Origin of the sequence: Streptococcus sp. DAT741 (assembly GCF_009866825.1) — a bacterium.
Taxonomy (GTDB): domain Bacteria; phylum Bacillota; class Bacilli; order Lactobacillales; family Streptococcaceae; genus Streptococcus; species Streptococcus ruminantium.
In genome coordinates this window covers 1,344,862-1,359,988 of sequence record NZ_CP019557.1, presented here as the reverse complement: position 1 = coordinate 1,359,988, position 15,127 = coordinate 1,344,862, and the positions used below count along the sequence as shown (strand labels likewise).

Annotated in this window: 13 protein-coding genes and 1 pseudogene; 10 read left to right on the top strand and 4 right to left on the bottom strand. The window is 39.1% G+C overall.

Annotated features, from left to right (window positions below; genetic code table 11):
• Window positions 1-120: 120 nt before the first annotated feature.
• The 6 genes from BZG42_RS06400 (at window position 121) to serB (ending at window position 7,891) form a co-directional block, all read left to right on the top strand.
• Window positions 121-363 (top strand): type B 50S ribosomal protein L31, encoded by a 243-nt coding sequence (locus BZG42_RS06400; RefSeq protein WP_024532653.1) that lies wholly within the window; start codon window positions 121-123, stop codon window positions 361-363.
• A 277-nt stretch (window positions 364-640) separates the two neighbouring features.
• A complete protein-coding gene (locus BZG42_RS06395) occupies window positions 641-1,870 on the top strand; it encodes an FtsW/RodA/SpoVE family cell cycle protein (RefSeq protein ID WP_079276145.1) in 1,230 nt (409 codons plus the stop codon).
• 13 nt (window positions 1,871-1,883) lie between these two features.
• Complete coding sequence (locus BZG42_RS06390) at window positions 1,884-2,429, top strand: DJ-1 family glyoxalase III (RefSeq protein ID WP_120171904.1); 546 nt, start codon at window positions 1,884-1,886, stop codon at window positions 2,427-2,429.
• Between the two features lie 541 nt (window positions 2,430-2,970).
• The gene (gyrB, locus tag BZG42_RS06385; protein ID WP_024532656.1) at window positions 2,971-4,923 is read left to right on the top strand and encodes a DNA topoisomerase (ATP-hydrolyzing) subunit B; all 1,953 of its coding nucleotides are present in this window, start codon (window positions 2,971-2,973) and stop codon (window positions 4,921-4,923) included.
• Window positions 4,924-5,011: 88 nt separating this feature from the next.
• A complete protein-coding gene (ezrA, locus tag BZG42_RS06380; RefSeq protein ID WP_024532657.1) occupies window positions 5,012-6,736 on the top strand; it encodes a septation ring formation regulator EzrA in 1,725 nt (574 codons plus the stop codon).
• A gap of 498 nt (window positions 6,737-7,234) precedes the next feature.
• A complete protein-coding gene (serB, locus tag BZG42_RS06375) occupies window positions 7,235-7,891 on the top strand; it encodes a phosphoserine phosphatase SerB (protein WP_120171902.1) in 657 nt (218 codons plus the stop codon).
• 91 nt (window positions 7,892-7,982) lie between these two features.
• On the opposite strand, the gene BZG42_RS06370 is transcribed toward serB, so the two are convergent.
• Window positions 7,983-8,627: an HAD family hydrolase gene (locus BZG42_RS06370; RefSeq protein WP_024532659.1), complete on the bottom strand. Its 645-nt coding sequence runs from the start codon at window positions 8,625-8,627 to the stop codon at window positions 7,983-7,985.
• Window positions 8,628-9,001: 374 nt separating this feature from the next.
• Between BZG42_RS06370 and BZG42_RS06365 the strand changes: the two genes are divergently transcribed.
• On the top strand, window positions 9,002-10,123 hold the full coding sequence (locus BZG42_RS06365) for a glycerate kinase family protein (protein WP_120171901.1): 1,122 nt from the start codon (window positions 9,002-9,004) through the stop codon (window positions 10,121-10,123).
• 41 nt (window positions 10,124-10,164) lie between these two features.
• On the opposite strand, the gene BZG42_RS06360 is transcribed toward BZG42_RS06365, so the two are convergent.
• Window positions 10,165-10,614 carry a DUF1694 domain-containing protein gene (locus BZG42_RS06360; protein WP_024531912.1) on the bottom strand — a complete coding sequence of 150 codons (450 nt, stop codon included), beginning with the start codon at window positions 10,612-10,614 and terminating at the stop codon, window positions 10,165-10,167.
• Between the two features lie 150 nt (window positions 10,615-10,764).
• Here BZG42_RS06360 and eno point away from each other — a divergent pair, with 150 nt between their 5' ends.
• The 3 genes and pseudogenes from eno to BZG42_RS06345 all read left to right on the top strand — a co-directional run bounded on the left by eno (window position 10,765) and on the right by BZG42_RS06345 (window position 13,228).
• On the top strand, window positions 10,765-12,072 hold the full coding sequence (gene eno, locus BZG42_RS06355) for a surface-displayed alpha-enolase (protein WP_002935704.1): 1,308 nt from the start codon (window positions 10,765-10,767) through the stop codon (window positions 12,070-12,072).
• Window positions 12,073-12,226: 154 nt separating this feature from the next.
• Window positions 12,227-12,561 (top strand): annotated as a pseudogene (locus BZG42_RS10115) (TfoX/Sxy family protein).
• A 1-nt stretch (window position 12,562) separates the two neighbouring features.
• The gene (locus BZG42_RS06345; protein WP_024531914.1) at window positions 12,563-13,228 is read left to right on the top strand and encodes an HAD family hydrolase; all 666 of its coding nucleotides are present in this window, start codon (window positions 12,563-12,565) and stop codon (window positions 13,226-13,228) included.
• A 127-nt stretch (window positions 13,229-13,355) separates the two neighbouring features.
• Here the strand turns inward: BZG42_RS06345 and BZG42_RS06340 are convergent, their stop codons facing one another.
• Both BZG42_RS06340 and BZG42_RS06335 read right to left on the bottom strand, forming a co-directional pair.
• Window positions 13,356-13,541 carry a hypothetical protein gene (locus BZG42_RS06340; RefSeq protein ID WP_024531915.1) on the bottom strand — a complete coding sequence of 62 codons (186 nt, stop codon included), beginning with the start codon at window positions 13,539-13,541 and terminating at the stop codon, window positions 13,356-13,358.
• Between the two features lie 63 nt (window positions 13,542-13,604).
• Window positions 13,605-14,609, bottom strand: a complete 1,005-nt coding sequence (locus BZG42_RS06335; protein ID WP_120171899.1) for a lactonase family protein — start codon at window positions 14,607-14,609, stop codon at window positions 13,605-13,607.
• Window positions 14,610-15,127: the final 518 nt, after the last annotated feature.

The window sequence follows — 15,127 nt, the reverse complement described above, 5'->3', positions numbered from 1 at the left end:
CTTATAGAATGTTGAAAAAATAGGTAAAAAGACTTGCCAGAAGGCAAAAATTTTGGTAGACTTAAGTGGTTATAATCTATGGCTCAGAAAGAGACCATGGCAGAAAGGAATTTTTTATAAATGAAAAAAGATATCCATCCAGAATATCGCACTGTTGTCTTCATGGACACTACTACTGGCTACAAGTTCCTTAGCGGTTCGACTAAGAAAACTAGCGAAACAGTAGAATTTGAAGGTGAAACATATCCATTGGTTCGTGTGGAAATTTCATCAGACTCACACCCATTCTACACAGGACGTCAAAAGTTCACCCAAGCAGATGGACGTGTGGATCGTTTCAACAAAAAATACGGTCTCAAGTAAGAAACAACCTCTCGGGGTTGTTTTTTTAGTTTGTAAATTAAAAAGTATATTCAATATTCAGAGACTATTTTTTCTTTATTCTTTAGAACGAAACAAGAAGGGATGAGAGAATGAATTGTAGAGTAAAACAAGAGTGAGAAAAAAGAAAAAAATCAGTGTTTTCTTCTCTATTGAGCAATTTTTTTAAGATTCTTTTTACAAGAATGAGGTTGATTTTTAGTTTCAATGAGTGAATATTTTTGCTACAATAGGGTAAGTAAGAATTTGAAGTGAAAGTATGAGGTGTTTCATGAAATATAGAGGGACGATTGATAGTCGAATAGATTACTCGCTCATTTTACCAGTCTTTTTTCTATTAGTTGTGGGGATTATCTCGCTCTATATTGCAGTTAGTCAGGATTATCCCGCAAATGTTTTACAAATGGTGGGACAGCAAGTTGCATGGATAGGGATGGGGATGATCGCAGCCTTTTTAGTTATGTTCTTTTCTACTAAATTTCTTTGGCAAGTTACCCCCTTTTTATATGTTCTGGGGCTTATTCTAATGGCTTTACCATTATTTTTCTACAATCCTGAGTTGGTGGCTTCAACAGGGGCAAAAAACTGGGTGACTATTGGGAATATGACTCTTTTTCAGCCTTCAGAGTTTATGAAAATAGCTTATATTGTCATGTTGGCTAGAGTTATTGTTACCTTCCATAAACACTATCCGATACGGAAAATTCGTGAGGACTTTATACTCATTGGCTATATGATTTTACTGACGGTTCCGATTTTACTACTTTTGGCTATGCAAAAAGACCTTGGAACATCCTTGGTGTTTGCTGCTATTTTCAGTGGCATGCTTCTTTTATCAGGGGTTTCTTGGAAAATTTTATTACCTACAGCCTTGACCTTGTTTGTATTATTTGTCACTTTTATGCTTATTTTCATTTCTCCTGGTGGGACGACTTTCTTATACAATATAGGCATAGACACATACAAAATCAACCGTATTTCGGCTTGGTTGGATCCATTTAAAAATGCTCAAACAACTACCTACCAACAGGCTCAGAGCTTGATTGCTATTGGTAGTGGTGGATTGAAGGGCCTTGGTTTCAATAAAACCAATCTACTAATTCCTGTCCGTGAAAGTGATATGATCTTTACAGTTATTGGCGAGGATTTTGGTTTTATTGGTGGAACAGTCCTAATCGGTTTGTATTTACTTTTTATCTACCGTATGTTGCGAGTAACATTGCAATCAAACAACCGTTACTATACCTATATATCGACAGGATACATCATGATGATTCTTTTCCATGTCTTTGAAAATATTGGTGCTGCAACTGGTTTACTTCCTTTGACAGGGATTCCATTGCCTTTTATCTCTCAGGGAGGATCATCAATGGTGGCCAATCTAATCGGTGTTGGTTTGGTCTTATCAATGGGCTATCAATCACGTCTAGCCAGTGAGAAAGAGTCCAACAAATCACGTAAGAATAGAAATATTACATTAAGACGTTAGAAAGTAGGTTTATATGGTGAAAGTGGCAGTTATTTTGGCTAATGGCTTTGAAGAAATTGAAGCTTTGGCACCTGTTGATGTTTTCCGGCGTGCTGGTTTTGATTGTCAAATACTTGGTCTGAATAGTCAGGAAGTGGAGGGATCACATGGAATTCGCGTTCAAACGGATCAAATGTTTAGTGGTGAATTGTCTCCCTTTGATTTGATTGTTTTACCTGGAGGAATGCCAGGATCGGTAAATCTAAGAGATGATGATCGTTTGATTTCAGCATTGAAGCGGGCAGTTGAAATGGGCAAGTCTATTGCAGCTATTTGTGCAGCTCCGATTGTTTTAGATAAAGCAGGTCTACTAGACAGTCGTTGCTATACTTGTTTTCCTGGGAAAGAAGCAGATATTCAATCAGGCATTCATTTAGCAGAAAATGTAGTAGTTGATGGACCTATCATTACTAGTCGTGGTGCAGGTACAAGTTTGGATTTTGCATATAAATTGGTTGATTTGTTTGGTGGTGATGGCACAGAGCTTGCGCAGACAATGGTCTATAAGATTGAAAAATAAATCATGTTTTGAAGCGCTTTAAAAAGTTTTCTCTTTCTAGCGGTAGTAAAACCAAACTAGGCAAAATAGTGATGATTGTTCTAGTCGCCTTGAATAAGGTGTATCTGGATGAGTACCAATCATACAAATCCTGTCATCTGAGAGAAGATTTGAAATAGAAGCTGCCCCATATATAGCAGTGCAACAAAAGGGATTCAGAATTGATTAGCCTATCCCACTTCAAACCTGTGTTGTACTTTGTCAGGCATATTCCAATGACTTTCTCTTGAATCCTAGGAGTTCCCTAGGCTATAACAGTTGAAAATAATAATATAAAAGTGTTTCTATTTAATAGGGGTGTTTTTTCAGCCCCTTTTTTTCTATCAAAATATCAGAAAATATGGTATAATGAGAGGTGTTCATCAGAATGATTTTTACCTATTTCAAATAGAAAGTGTACCCGTTGTTACTTGCTTGACGATGATTATTTTTTGTCTTGCTAGATTATTTTGTAGACTTTTATTTTTAAACGGGTAATCATTATAGAAAATAAGGAAAAGAAATGACAGAAGAAATCAAAGATTTACAAGATAAGGCTCAGGAATATGATGCCAGTCAGATTCAGGTTTTGGAAGGGTTGGAAGCAGTTCGGATGCGTCCGGGAATGTATATTGGTTCCACTTCCAAAGAGGGGCTTCATCATCTGGTTTGGGAAATTGTTGATAACTCCATAGATGAGGCCTTAGCTGGATTTGCAGATAAGATTGAAGTCTATATCGAACCGGACAACTCGATTACAGTAATTGATAATGGTCGTGGAATCCCTGTTGATATTCAGGAAAAAACAGGTCGTCCTGCTGTGGAAACAGTCTTCACCGTTCTCCATGCTGGTGGGAAATTTGGCGGAGGCGGCTATAAGGTCTCTGGTGGCTTGCACGGCGTAGGTTCTTCCGTAGTAAATGCTCTTTCAACACAGTTGGATGTTCATGTCTATAAAAATGGTCAGGTTTATTTTCAAGAGTATCATCGTGGTGAGGTCGTTGCAGATTTGAAAGTGGTGGGAGAAACGGATCGTTCTGGTACGACTGTGCATTTTACACCAGATCCAGAAATTTTCAATGAAACAACTGAGTTTGACTTTGCTAAGTTGAATAAACGTATTCAGGAGTTGGCTTTCCTCAACCGTGGTTTGAATCTTTCTATTACAGATAAGCGTGAAGGACTTGAACAAACTAAGGAATACCACTATGAGGGGGGGATTGCTTCCTATGTTGAGTATCTCAATGAAAACAAAGATGTTATTTTTGAAATGCCTATTTACACCGAAGGTGAAATGGATGATATTACGGTAGAAGTCGCCATACAATATACGACTAGCTACCATGAAAATGTGGTCAGTTTTGCAAATAACATCCACACCCATGAAGGGGGGACTCACGAGCAGGGATTCCGAACAGCACTTACGCGTGTCATCAATGATTATGCAAAGAAAAGTAAAATTCTCAAAGAGAACGAGGACAATCTGACTGGCGAAGATGTACGTGAGGGCTTGACAGCTGTCATCTCCGTGAAGCATCCTGGACCACAGTTTGAGGGACAGACCAAGACGAAGTTGGGTAATAGTGAGGTTGTCAAGATTACCAATCGCCTCTTCTCAGAAGCTTTTACAGAGTTTCTTTTGGAAAATCCGCAGGTTGCTCGTCGAATCGTTGAAAAAGGGATTTTGGCAAGTAAGGCTCGCATAGCAGCTAAACGGGCGCGTGAAGTGACTCGTAAGAAATCTGGTCTTGAAATTTCCAATCTTCCTGGGAAATTGGCTGATTGTTCCTCAAATGATGCGACAAAAACAGAACTCTTTATCGTTGAGGGAGATTCGGCTGGTGGTTCTGCTAAGTCCGGTCGTGATCGTGAGTTTCAAGCTATATTGCCAATCCGTGGTAAGATTTTAAACGTAGAAAAGGCTAGCATGGATAAGATTCTGGCCAATGAAGAAATTCGCAGCTTGTTTACAGCGATGGGAACTGGATTTGGAGCTGATTTTGATGTCAGCAAAGCCCGTTATCAGAAACTGGTTATCATGACTGATGCCGATGTGGATGGCGCCCATATCCGAACTCTCCTTTTGACCTTGTTTTACCGCTATATGCGTCCAGTGGTAGAGGCTGGCTATGTCTATATTGCGCAACCACCAATTTATGGAATCAAAGTTGGAAGTGAAATAAAAGAGTACATCCAGCCTAGTGTTAATCAAGAACAAGAATTGCAAGATGCCTTAGCGAGACATAGTACAGGACGTTCCAAGCCAACTATTCAGCGTTACAAAGGTTTGGGAGAAATGGATGATCATCAGTTGTGGGAAACAACGATGAATCCAGAAAATCGTCTTATGGCACGTGTTTCTGTTGATGATGCTGCGGAAGCAGATAAGATTTTTGACATGTTGATGGGGGACAGAGTTGAGCCTCGGCGAGAGTTTATTGAGGAAAATGCTGTTTATTCAACATTAGATGTCTAAAAACGAAAAAAACAAGTGCATATACTAGAGATTTATGGTATAATTAAGCGATATTTTCTAGTAATTATTATGAGCTAAGGAGATTTACATGCCTACAGGAACAATCATCTTAATCGTTTCGATTGTTATTATTCTAATCATTGCCTATGTAGCTTGCTTGATTATTCGCAAACGCAATGACAACCTCTTGGTTGCATTGGAGGAACGCAAGGAAGATCTATTTAACCTCCCAGTTAATGAAGAAGTTGAGACTGTTAAGGCTCTTCATTTGATTGGTCAGAGTCAGGTTTCATTCCGTGAGTGGAATCAAAAGTGGGTGGATTTATCGCTCAATTCGTTTGCTGATATTGAAAACCATATTTTTGAAGCAGAGAGCTACAATAATTCTTTTCGTTTTGTTAGTGCTAAAAACGCTATTGATAGCATTGAAAGCCAAATTGATTTGATTGAGGAAGATATTTCTTCTATCCGTCGCGGTCTAATTGAGCTGAGGGAACAAGAGGAAAAAAACTCTGGTCGTGTCAAACATGCTTTAAACTTATTTGATAACTTGCAAGCAGCCGTTCGTGAAAATTCTGAGAGTTATGGCGAGACATTGCCAGAGCTTGAAAAACAGTTGAAAAATATTGAAGTCGAGTTCTCTGAGTTTGTGATGCTTAATTCATCAGGTGACCCTATAGAAGCTGCTGAGATTCTTGACAAGACAGAAGAGCACATGATTGCCTTGAATCAAATTATGGATCGTATCCCAGATTTGATTGAAAAAGTAACCAAAAACTTCCCAGAACAGTTAGAAGATTTGGAATCTGGTTATCGCAAATTAGTTGAGCAAAATTACTTATTTACAGAAGCAAATATTGAGTCGCAATTCCAAAATATTCGCGTATCGATCCGTGAAAATACAGCCCTGATTGTTTCTTTTGATTTGGATGCTGCAGAGGCTGAAAATGAAGCCATCCAAGCGAAAATTGACCATCTGTATCGTATTTTTAATCGAGAAATTGATGCCAATAAGGCAGTTGTTAGGATTAGCAAAAACTTGCCGAAATTTTTGGAACATGCTGTGCAAAACACACAACTTTTGGATGAGGAAAGTCAGCGTTTGAATGCTTTGTACCTTCTAGCTGACAGTAAACTTTCACGGATTGAGCAGTTGAAAAAACGCTTGGAAACAATTGAAATTGTTGTGGCAGAAAGCGTAGAAGATCTTGAGAATCCACAAGTAGCTTACTCTATTTTGGAAGAACGTCTGGAACATTCCCTAGCTAGTTTGAAAGAAATTGAAGAAGAGCAGCTAGTATTGGCTGACTATCTCAAATCGCAAGAAGTATCAGAAAGTACAGCACGCAAAAAGGCTACTCTTTATATCAATAAGCTTCATACCCTTAAGCGTTACATGGAAAAGCGCAATCTTCCAGGGATTCCGGCAGAGTTCTTGACTAGCTTTTTCAGAACCAGCGATCATGTAGAAACCTTAATTGCTGAACTGGATTATAAGCGGATCAACACAGAAGTCGTCAATCGTCTGTTGGAAAATGCAACCTATGATATGAATCAATTAGAGGAGTTAGCATACTTAATCGTGCAGAACGCTACTTTGACAGAGCAGCTTTTACAGTATTCTAACCGTTACCGTTCATTTGATGAAAGTGTACAAAAAGCCTTCAACCGCTCGCTGTCAATCTTTGAAAAAGAATTTGACTATCAAGCAGCTTTTGAAGAAATTTCATTTGCTTTGGAGACGGTTGAGCCGGGTGTAACAGAGCGCTTTGTACGTTCGTATGAGAAAACTCGAGAGGCTATCCGCTATTAACAGTAAAAGACTGTCTAATCACGCATTTACAAAGTGATAGCAGTCTTTTCTTTTTGGAAGATATGAAACATTTTTAGCAGTGATAATGATTATGGTTTTCTGTTTGCATGCTGCGAGTGCTTAATGGGGATAGCATCTAAAAGAAAATAATCCTTTTATAGAGATTACATATGTTTTGTTTCAGTAGATTATTCCAATATCATTGTGCTTATTATGAAGCGTGGAAAGAGAGACTTGAAAATATTGGTGAAAGTATTACTAGTTCTTGTAATTTTTCAGAAATCTGGTAAGATAGAACAAAATAGGCATTAAGGTGGGAAATGTTTTGAATGATTGGCTAGGGAACGGATACATCTCTGATATATAGGAGAATCATTAGATAGTTACGTTGGATTGGTTATTGTGCTGGAGTTGGTTGTGTTTACTCTAACGTCCGTAAGCAAGCAGGTTAGAACTGGGTTTGCTCTTAGGAGCAGCTCAAAGTGATTGAGGTGATAAATGAAGAAAATTAAAGGATTAGTGGTCATGGATGTAGACAGCACCTTGATCATGGAAGAAGGAATTGATCTATTAGGAGAAGAAGCTGGCGTAGGATCGCAGGTGGCGGAGATTACTGAGCGAGCCATGAGAGGAGAATTGGATTTTGTAGAAGCTTTAAGAGAGCGGGTCGCCCTTCTTAAAGGTTTGCCAGAAACGGTTCTTGCTACTATTTTTGATCGCATTCATTTTACACCTGGTGCAGAGGAGCTGGTGGCAGAGCTACACAGACGTGGATATAAAGTAGCAGTGGTGTCAGGTGGATTTCATCAAACGGTAGATAGGTTAGCGGAGCGTCTTAATTTGGACTATGTAGAGGCCAATACACTTGAGATTGTGGATGGAGTTCTTACAGGTCAAGTACTTGGTGAAATTGTGACAAAGGATGTAAAAAAGGCTAAGTTGAGGGCTTGGGCTATGGAAAATAGTCTGGAAATGAAGGATACAATTGCTATGGGAGATGGGGCAAATGACTTACCGATGATTCAAGAAGCGGGTATTGGAATTGCTTTTTGTGCCAAATCAGTTGTTGAGAAGGAAGCTCCCTACCGAATTACAGAGAAGAATTTATACAAATTGATTGAGATAATTGATGAAGTGGCTTCCCAAAGCAAGTAAAAACTGCCAGGAACAATAGAGGCAGTGTAGTTTACTAGATAAAATAGTGATAGAGTATAAAAAGGCCCGATTTATTTCGAGCCTTTTGGTATTAAGCTAAAAGAAACTTCTCTAACTCTTTCACACTTTGAACAATATGACTGGCACCAGCAGTTTCAAATTCTTGCTTCGTTCCGTAGCCATAGAGAACACCGATGGCAGGCAAATTATTGGCAGATGCTCCCTCAATATCGTGCTCCCTATCGCCAATCATAATAGCTGGAAGGGAGATAGAGTTTATCTGTTTTAAGGCATAGGCAATAACATCCGTTTTGCTGATACGGCTGCTATCCAAACTCGCTCCAGCAATCACTTCAAAATAGTGAGCAATTCCAAAATGTTCCAAGATTTGTTTAGCAAAAACTTCTGGCTTTGAAGTGGCGATCACAAGTGTTTTCCCATTCGTTTTCAGTTTTTCTAGGAGAGAAATGATACCTGGATAAAGCTGGTTTTCAAACATTCCTTTTTCTTTGAAATAGATACGAAAGGCATCTACTGCAGCTTGTGTCTCTTCTTGATTCAGTTGATAGAATCGTGAAAATGATTCATATAAAGGTGGACCGATAAAACGTTGTAGATTGGCTGGATTCGGTTCTTCTATCCCCATCTTTTCAAGTGCGTAGGCAACTGAGTTTAAAATTCCTTGACCAGAGTCTGTCAATGTTCCATCTAGGTCAAATAAAATAGTCTGATACATATCGATCTCCTTTCCTTTAGTATACCATACTCTTTGAAAATCAAATTCAGTTTTTGTAAAACTAGGTATGATAACTGAAGAATCTTGTATAGTTTAGTAGAAAATAGTATTGATATAAGCTTCATTTTAACTTCGGTAAATGGATTTTCGGTTTTTATCTTATTTCCTTATGTCTTGGTTTGGCGGGAAGAGTTCATTTATCTTTTTTATCCACAAGAGTCCCTTTCAGAAGTTTTAGCTATTTTCTTTCCCTCGTTATTTTAATAGATGGTTGAAACTATTTGATTTTCAGTGAATACCGACTAAAAGATTTCTTGAAAGGCTATGGCAGTAGTGCTATACTAATAATATAAAGTAAAGGAGGTTTCTCAGTCATGCATGTTTTAATTGCTCCAGATTCATTCAAGGAATCTCTTTCTGCTTCGCAGGTCGCTCAGGCTATTCATTCAGGTTTTTCTAAAGTTTATCCTCAAGCGAGTTATGATTTACTCCCACTGGGTGATGGTGGCGAAGGAACGGTTGATAGTCTGGTAGAAGCCCTACAACTTAAACGAAAACAGACAGAAGTTACAGGACCTTTTGGTGAAAAAGTTTCTGTTTCCTATGCAACGAAGGATGATATTGCAGTCTTTGAAATGGCTGAAATTGTTGGTCTTGCAAGTATTCCAAAGGAAAAGAGACATCCTCTTCAAATTAGGACTCATGGCGTTGGTGAATTGATTTTACATGTGGTTAGAGAAGGTGCGAGACATGTTTTTATCGGCATAGGTGGCTCTGCTAGTCATGATGGTGGGATTGGGATGGCAGCAGGTTTAGGAGTAAATTTTTATGATGCGAATGGACAGATTGTAGAGGCTATTGGGGCCAACTTAGGAAAGATTGCTAGTTTTTCTGCAGAAGCTATTGTATCTGACCTATCTCAAGTCAGTATTGACTTGGTGGTGGATGTGGATACTCCTCTTTGTGGTCCTAAAGGAGCTACGCATGTTTTTGCAGCTCAAAAAGGATTGGCAGTATCTGAATTTGGGCAGGTGGATGAGGAAATGAGATCCTTCTATCAACTTGTGAATCCTACTATTCTTGATTTGGCTGGAGCTGGTGCAGGAGGGGGTATGGCGGCAGGCTTGGTACAATTTGCTAGAGCCAGCATTCAAAATGGTATTGACTTTGTTTTGGATCAGCTACGATTTGATGAGCGGGTCGTTCAGGCAAATTTAGTTATTGTAGGAGAGGGGAGGATGGATGCACAGAGTTTGGGAGGGAAAACTCCTATGGGAGTTGCTCGACGAACACCTGTAGGTATTCCAGTGATCGCGATTTGTGGTAGTCTTAAAGGAGATTTACCGGATTTTCCCATTGAAAATATCTGTGCAGCTTTCCCGATTATCGCTGAAGTTGGAGGTTTAGAAGACACGCTCCGAAAAGCAGAAAAAAATTTAGTACGAACAGCGGAACAAGTGGCGAGAACTCTTCAACTAGGTGGAAAAATGAATTAAGAAGTTTTCAACCAATACAATTAAAAAAAGGGAAGCATTGCTTACCCAAATAATTTTTTCCAGAAGGAAGGCTTTTCCTCTTTCTTTTTTTCCTCTTCAGTAATAAGTTTTGGAAATACGTCTTCTAAAGTGATTTTTTCTTTATCTATAGCATGGTCCGTGTGAAAAACAAGAGCATAGGGCGATTGTCCTATTTTTTCATCAATGATGGATGTAGTAATTGTGTGAGTCTGAGCCATTTTCATGAATGAAACTTGTAAGCGATCAGATAGAGACGGGGACAGCTTTAAAAATAGAGGAATATGACTGCTAGATAGTTGTTGGCAGATGCTATCAAAGTTGTGAATGAATTGTTGTTTTTGTATCTCCTCAAACGAGATAAGTAGCACCACCCGTTCCCGATAGGTTCCCATATAAAGTCGTTGTTCATCGGGATTGAAACGGGTTTCTCCAGAGGCTTTTTGCAGAATAGTAGTATGTAAATCGTTCATAATTTTAGTATACCATATCAGATTCAGTTTGCAAAGGAAGGCGTTTACATCAGCTCTTTCAGTAAAAATAACCTATTTTTTCTTGAAAAATCCCCTGTTTTAAGGTATGATAACAGTGTAACTATTTTAAACTCAAAGGAGAGTAATATAATGTCAATTATTACTGATGTTTACGCTCGTGAAGTCCTTGACTCACGCGGTAACCCTACACTTGAAGTCGAAGTTTATACTGAATCAGGTGCTTTCGGACGTGGTATGGTTCCATCAGGAGCTTCTACTGGTGAGCACGAAGCAGTTGAGCTTCGCGATGGTGACAAGTCTCGTTACCTCGGTCTTGGTACTCAAAAAGCTGTTGACAACGTGAATAACGTGATTGCTGATGCTATCATTGGTTTTGACGTTCGTGATCAACAAGCTATCGACCGCGCTATGATTGCTCTTGACGGTACTCCTAACAAAGGTAAATTGGGTGCAAATGCTATTCTTGGTGTTTCTATTGCTGTTGCGCGTGCAGCTGCTGACTACCTTGAAGTGCCACTTTACACTTACCTAGGCGGATTCAATACCAAAGTATTACCAACTCCAATGATGAACATCATCAACGGTGGTTCTCACTCTGATGCTCCAATTGCTTTCCAAGAATTTATGATTTTGCCAGTTGGTGCTCCTTCATTTAAAGAAGGTCTTCGTTGGGGTGCTGAAGTATTCCACGCTTTGAAAAAAATCTTGAAAGCTCGTGGTTTGGTAACTGCAGTTGGTGACGAGGGTGGTTTCGCTCCTAAGTTTGAAGGAACTGAGGACGGTGTTGAAACAATTATCGAAGCTATTGAAGCAGCTGGTTATGAAGCTGGTGAAAATGGTATTATGATTGGTTTTGACTGTGCGTCATCTGAGTTCTATGACAAAGAACGCAAAGTTTATGACTACACTAAATTTGAAGGTGAAGGAGCTGCTGTTCGTACGTCTGCAGAGCAAATTGACTACCTTGAAGAGTTGGTTAACAAATACCCAATCATCACGATTGAGGATGGTATGGATGAGAACGACTGGGATGGCTGGAAAGCTCTTACTGAGCGTCTTGGTAAACGCGTTCAATTGGTTGGTGATGACTTCTTTGTAACAAATACTGACTACCTTGCACGTGGTATCAAGGAAGGTGCTGCTAACTCCATTCTTATCAAGGTTAACCAAATCGGTACCCTTACTGAAACATTTGAAGCTATCGAAATGGCTAAAGAAGCTGGTTACACTGCGGTTGTGTCCCACCGTTCAGGTGAAACAGAAGATTCAACAATTGCTGACATTGCAGTTGCAACTAATGCTGGTCAAATAAAGACAGGTTCATTGTCACGTACAGACCGTATTGCTAAATACAACCAATTGCTTCGTATCGAAGATCAATTGGGTGAAGTTGCAGTCTACAAAGGCTTGAACTCATTCTACAACTTGAAAAAATAAGCTGTATAGCAATTTTAAAACTCTCTAGTTTTCTAGGGAGTTTTTGTTTGGTTTAGTAACAATTAAGTCAAAGTGATATACTGTAAGTGAATAAGGATGGGTCAAGGGGAAATTTATCTATCCGAGAAGAATCTGAAAGAGGTGTATCCAATTGATTGGGAGGGCTGGTAAAGAGTACCTAGAGTTTATTTTAGAACGGTTATCAATTTTAGGAGGTATTCGTTATCGCGCCATGATGGGGGAATATATTCTTTATTATCAAGGGAAAGTCATTGGTGGATTATATGATAATCGTTTACTGGTTAAAGTTGTTTCATCGGTGCTGTCATATGTTTCCAATCCAAATTTAGAAGTTCCATATCAGGGAGTCAAACCTATGTTTTAGTAGATGATGTAGATGATGAGATTTTCTTGACAGGTCTTTTTCAAATGATGATTGCTGAAGTATTGACACCGAGGAGAAGAAAAAAGGTAGAAAGTGCGGAGTGATATGATGGAGTGGATATTCTTTGATTTAGGCTCAACTCTTTTAGACGAAGAGGAAGCGTATAGTCATTACGTGAAAGAGTGTGTGAAAAGGTTGCAGTTTCTTGGAAGAGATGGTTCTTTCAATTTTTATTGTAAGAAAATGGAGGAGTTTGCTCGTGGTGGAGGAGACCCGATTAAGGAGACGTGGAACTATTTTGCTCCAAATGAAAAACGTCCTTTGTGGACAAATGAGGGGGTCAGACTCTATCCGGTAGTAAAAGAAGTTCTTGAAAAGCTATCTAGTAACTATCAGTTGGGGATTATTGCGAATCAATCTGGTGGAGTCAGGGCCTTACTGGAGGACTGGGGAGTGCTATCCTACTTTCAGTTAATTATCTTGTCTGAAGAGATTGGGTTCACTAAGCCAGATCCGACTATTTTCAAACTTGCTTTGGAAAAGGCAGCTACTTCGGCAGATAAAACCATTTATGTCGGCGATCGATATGATAATGATATTTTGCCTGCAAAATCTCTTGGAATGCGAGCAGTTCGAGTGATGACTGGACTGGGGAGATTGGGAGTAGAGGATGGGAAGTGGAAAAGTGATTGGCAGATTGACTCGCTTCTAGAACTGGTCGCTATGATTGATAGTCAGCGACAATCGTTTGAAATGAACTGTTCCTTGTAAAGGAATGTTATATAGTAGATATAGGTGGAACAAATCTGCGTAAAAGTTTTTAACAGAGTAAGAATAATTTCTAGTGGTACGGAAAAAAGAAAACTAGACTGATTGTTCAGCCTAGTTTTTGATATTGTTAGAACAAGCCTTTAACCTTGTCCAAAAGACCGTTCACACCCTCAGAGCCAGATAACAAGTTTTTAGCTTGTTCTAGGTATTCTCCGAGTTGGTCTTTGTTTTCTTCGATAAATTGTTTTGCACCGTCAAAGTCTTTGTTTTCAACTAGTTCTTTGACCTTGTTAAAAAGTTCTACTGGATTCATGTTGGAATCACCTCCTATAAAGTTATTAAACCAAAATTTAATTGATTTTACAAGGAGTTTATCTTATGAGAATGTAACACAAACAGCCTCAGGAACATAGAAGTCGTGAGAAAGCTCAGTTAATTGTCCAGTCTTTGAGTCCCTTGCAAAAACAGTCGCATTGTCAGAATCTTGATGGACAACAATTACATGTTTTTCATCAGGGCTGAGGGTGAAATCCCGTGGGGTTGTTCCGCCTGTTGGGACAATTTCTACTAGTTCTAAGCTGGCATCGCCGAGTGTTTTGTAAACTGCAATAGAATCATTCCCACGATTAGAACCGTAGACAAATTTTCCGTCTCTTGTGATACGAATAGCAGCAGTGCCATTGAAGCCAGTATGCTCTTTAGGGAGAGTGGAAATAGTTTGCATCAGCTCGAATTGTCCCCAACCGTCATAGATAAGAACTTCAATAGTAGAATTAAGTTCGCAGATTAGGTAGGCAATTTTGGCTACGGGATGAAAAACAATATGGCGTGGGCCACTACCTGAAGTGGCTTGGTAAGTAGCTAATTTTTCGAGTTCTCCCTGATCCGATACCCTATAAGTAACCACTTGGTCACAGCCCAAATCGCAGGTTACTAAGAATTTATCCGGTGTCAAATTAGAAAAATGAACATGGGCGGAGACTTGATTTTCATGCGGTCCAGAACCTTGGTGTTGTACAAGGTCGGCTAGTTCTAGTGATCCGTCTGTCAGTTGTTTGTACACTAGGACTTGTCCCTTATGGTAGTTGGAGGCGTAGACTAAGTTGCGTTCTTCATCCACAGCAACATAGCAGTGTGGAGCGCCCTCGGATACCACATGGTTGAGTGGAGTAAAGTCAGTCCTGAAAGCAGCGATGCCTCCTAGACCATTTTCTGCTCCAACAGAGTAAAGGTACCCTGATTTATCAAAGGAGAGATAGGTAGGATTTGGTTCTTCAGCAACTAATTCTAAGTGGCTTAATTTTCCTTTTTCAGAGTCAAATTGTGCTTTGTAAATTCCTTTGGATTCTCGTTTTGTATATGTACCGAAATAGATTGTCATAGCGTACCTCGTTAATTTTTTGTCACAAAATATTATACCATAATCTGCTCCAAGAATATTTAGATAAAATGATGATTATAAGATAAATTTTAAGTAGAATCAGCAATCATCAATATAGTACCCTAACTCAGTCAGAGGAGTAAAATTGCGACTATTTAAAATAAAAAACTAAAATACACCTCTCACCATTATCATGTAGTTGTTTGGATGGAGAAGTTCGTTATAATTTATTTAAAAGAGTAAGAATATGTGATAGGAGTAGATTTATTTTAGTAAGTATCACCAATTTAGCCTGAACAATAGGCACAGTAGTGACCATCTGGTTATCGTTCTATTCTTTGGGGTGGAAGTCTTTCAGAAGGGGTGTACGATTAGGTTTCATTGCTTCTAGGTGATAGATAATGGAGATATGAATCGTGGTTATGGTCAGTCGTTATGTCTTAGATTCATCCAAGCAAATTGGTGGAAACTGTGTGCTGGTTTTTACCAGTTTTGGCATGAGTAAGATGGTGTTAGAG